Origin of the sequence: Nocardiopsis lucentensis DSM 44048, assembly GCF_000341125.1 — a bacterium.
Classification (GTDB): Bacteria; Actinomycetota; Actinomycetes; order Streptosporangiales; family Streptosporangiaceae; genus Nocardiopsis; species Nocardiopsis lucentensis.
On sequence record NZ_ANBC01000567.1, the window covers coordinates 1 to 1,822 of the forward strand.

Sequence of the window (1,822 nt, forward strand, 5' to 3'; positions counted from 1 at the left end):
CCGGAACGCGGGCCGCCTCGGCGTCCCCGGCCTGCGCGTGGTCACCGGCCGCGCACCGGACGCGCTGGTCGCGCTCCCCTCGCCCGACGCGGTGTTCATCGGTGGCGGCGCGACCCGGCCGGGCGTGCTCGACACCTGCCTGCGGGTGCTGCGGTCGGGCGGTCGGCTCGTGGTGCACGGCGTGACCCTGGAGACCGAGCAGCTGATCGCGGACGCCTACCGGAGCCACGGAGGGGAGCTGACCCGGATCGCCGTCGAGACCGCCGCGCCCATCGGCGCGTTCACCGGCTGGGCGCCCGCGCGCACGGTCACCCAGTGGTTCCTGGAGGTGGAGAGCTGACCCGGGGGCGGTCCGGATCGTAGAGGAAGGACTCCCCACCGGTCCGGGGATCGAGCGCCCGTCCCACGAGGATCACCGCCGCCTGCCGCAACCCGGCCTCCTCCACCGCGTCCGCGATGGTGGCGACCGTGCCGCGCAGCACCGCTTCGCCCGGCTGACTGGCCCGGTGGACGACGAGGACCGGGCAGTCGGCGCCGTACGACGGTTCGATCTCGGCCATCAGCTCCCGCACCCGTCTGATCGCCAGGTGCAGGACCAGCGTGGCCCGGGTCGCCGCGAACGCGGCCAGCGACTCGGTCTCCGGCATGGCGGTCGACCGCGCCCGGGTCCGGGTCAGCACCACCGACTGGGCCACCAACGGCACGGTCAGCTCCCGCCCGGCCAGCGCCGAGGCGGCCGCGTACGCGGGCACCCCGGGCGTGACGTCCCACGGGACTCCGTGCGCGTCGAGCCGCCGGGTCTGTTCGGCCAGCGCCGAGTACAGCGACGGGTCCCCGGAGGTGAGCCGCACGACGTCCCGGCCCGCCGCGTGCGCGGCGACCAGGTGATCGGTGATGCGGTCCAGGTCCAGGCCCTGGGTGTCGACCAGTTCGGCGCCGGGCGCGCAGTGGGTCAGGACCTCGGGGTCCAGGTACGTGCCGGGGTAGAGCACCACGTCGGCCCCGGCGAGCATCCGCGTGGCGCGGACGGTCAGCAGGTCGGCGGCTCCGGGCCCCGCCCCCACGAAGTGCACGGTCACGGTCGCACCCACCTCGGGGTCCAGACCCGGCCCGCCTCGGAGCCCCGGGTCGCCGGCGCGCCGACGATCAGCAGGCAGCGCATGTCGACGGTGGCCGGGTCGAGCTCACCGAGGGTGGTCACCGTCAGGGACTCGCCCTTCCGGCCGACGTCGCGGCCGACGACGACCACCGTGTCGGGCTTGCGGTGCTCCAACAGGATCCGGCGGGCGGTGGCGATCTGCTCGGTCCGGGACCGGGAGGCGGGGTTGTAGACGGCCAGTGTCAGATCGGCCTCGCAGACGGCGCGCAGCCGCCGCTCGATCACCTTCCACGGCTTCAGCCGGTCCGAGAGGCTCATCACCGCGAAGTCCCCGCCGATCGGGGCGCCCGCCCGGGCCGCGACCGCCTGGACGGCGCTGACCCCCGGCAGCACCCGGACGGGCACGTCGCGGAAGGCGGGGTCCTCGGCCGCCTCGAACACGGCGGTGGCCATGCCGAAGACACCGGCGTCCCCTCCGGAGACCACGGCGACGCGTTCGCCCCGCCCGGCCAGCTCGAGGGCGAGTCGGGCGCGGTCGAGCTCGACGGTGTTGCCGGAGGAGTGCCGGGTGAGTCCGGGGCGCTGCGGGACCCGGTCGACGTAGGGGCCGTAGCCCACGACGTGGTCCACCTCGGCGAGCGCCGCGGACGCCTCGGCGGTCAGCCAGTGGTCGGGGCCTGGGCCCAGGCCGACGACCAGCAGTTCGGCCGCGGGTTCGGCGGG

Annotated in this window: 2 protein-coding genes and 1 pseudogene; 1 reads left to right on the forward strand and 2 read right to left on the reverse strand. The window is 75.8% G+C overall.

What is annotated here, in order from left to right:
- Positions 1-340, forward strand: a pseudogene (locus D471_RS35210) (cobalamin biosynthesis bifunctional protein CbiET); the annotation flags it as partial.
- On the opposite strand, the gene cobM reads toward D471_RS35210, so the two are convergent.
- Together cobM and cobJ are read right to left on the reverse strand one after the other, a co-directional pair.
- A complete protein-coding gene (cobM, locus tag D471_RS0119415; protein WP_017600145.1) occupies positions 309-1,091 on the reverse strand; it encodes a precorrin-4 C(11)-methyltransferase in 783 nt (260 codons plus the stop codon). The pseudogene D471_RS35210 and the gene cobM sit on opposite strands and share 32 nt — an antisense overlap.
- The coding region (gene cobJ / locus D471_RS0119420) for a precorrin-3B C(17)-methyltransferase (protein WP_017600146.1) at positions 1,076-1,822 on the reverse strand (747 nt) is incomplete at its 5' end. The genes cobJ and cobM, both read right to left, overlap by 16 nt.